Source organism: Lactobacillus gigeriorum DSM 23908 = CRBIP 24.85 (assembly GCF_000296855.1).
GTDB classification, from domain to species: domain Bacteria; phylum Bacillota; class Bacilli; order Lactobacillales; family Lactobacillaceae; genus Lactobacillus; species Lactobacillus gigeriorum.
The window spans coordinates 1-1,441 of the sequence record NZ_CAKC01000096.1 but is presented as its reverse complement, the minus strand read 5'-3'; the positions used below and the strand labels follow the sequence as shown (position 1 = coordinate 1,441).

The following is a 1,441-nucleotide window of genomic DNA, read 5'->3' as shown; positions in this document are numbered from 1 at the left end:
TATACCCTCAAGCATCAAGCTACTTTTGAGCATGTCTTGCTTGATGGCAATTTAGAATTATCTAACAATAAGGCCGAACGCGCTATGAAATCACTCGTCATGGGCCGGAAGAATTGGTTATTTTCTCAAAGTTTTGAGGGTGCTACTGCAAGTGGCTTTATTCTAAGCTTAATTGAAACTGCCAAGAGAAATGGCCTTGATCCTGAAAAGTACTTGAATTATTTGCTTCAGAAATTACCGAATGAAGAGATTCTGGATTCGGAAACCCTTGAAGCTTATTTACCGTGGCAAGAGAAGATCCAGATAAATTGTAAATAAAAGAACTTAAATAACCGTCTCAGTATAACAGTAACTGGGACGGTTTTTAAGTACACTATTTTATTTGACGCTTACTTACGAATTAGGCTAGAAGAAAACAGGATAAAAGAAAAAGAACCAAACAGCTACTTAGTTGCTTGATTCTCAATCAATTACTCTTCATCAACAGCGTTTGACAAACAGCCGGTTCTTTTAAAGTATTTGTGTGTTTACTTAATAAAGCTAATTACTTGAAGTTCTTAACCTTAACGTATCCATTGTCAACCCGGTACATCATGTGTCCGTTGATCTTAACTGGAGCATCAAAGGTTCTTACTACACGTGACTTCTTCAATAAGCGCCTAATACCTTTATTACGAGTAGCCTTACCATTTTCATCATAAACAAATGAATTGTGGGAGAGTCTTCTCAAAGTACCTTCAAAGTTTCTAGCCTTGATGTATCTATTCTTAGCGATGCGGTACATCATGTGACCCTTGATATTGATTGGGGCACCGTAGGTTCTTACGATACGAGTCTTCTTGACTAAGCGCTTGATACCCTTGTTACGAGTAGTCTTACCCTTATTGTTGTAGATATATGAATTATGGATAATTACTCTTAAAGTACCATCAATATTTCCAGCCTTGATATATTCATCTTTACCAGCAACCTTGTAGTACTTAATACCATTAATTGTTACAGGATTTTCAGCAACTACAACAGTTACATAGCTCTTAACAGTTGGCTTATCAATCTTGATACCCTTGTTATCGTAGAGGTAAGAAGTGTACATCAAGATCTTTTCAGTGGTCTTTTCTGTTGGAGTTTCAGTAGATGGGGTTGATGTCTCATCAGATGGAGTGTAGTCACCGCCGATGAAGTTTGGTTCACCGTTCAACTCTGCTTTAGCCTTTTCTAAGTTTGCTACGGCTTCATCTACTGCCTTTTGGTTAGCAGTCTTGTCGTTTAACAATTTAGTTGCTTGATCAAGTGCTTCGTCGTAAGCTTGCTTCTTGTCTTGGCTAGCATTGTAGTATTTGTCATTTAACTTAGTAGTGTTAGCTGTGTCTACAGCGCTTTGTAAGGCGCCCTTGTCGGTTGCGACACCTTTCAAGCCCTTCTGGGCACTTGTTAATGCGCT

At 38.4% G+C, this 1,441-nt stretch carries 2 protein-coding genes; one reads left to right on the top strand and one right to left on the bottom strand.

What is annotated here, in order from left to right; all coding sequences use genetic code 11:
- The coding region (locus tag BN52_RS09545) for a transposase domain-containing protein (RefSeq protein WP_040473540.1) at positions 1-318 on the top strand (318 nt) is incomplete at its 5' end.
- Between the two features lie 226 nt (positions 319-544).
- Here BN52_RS09545 and BN52_RS09675 read toward each other — a convergent pair.
- On the bottom strand, positions 545-1,441 hold an 897-nt coding region (locus BN52_RS09675), incomplete at its 5' end, for an SLAP domain-containing protein (RefSeq protein WP_198324405.1).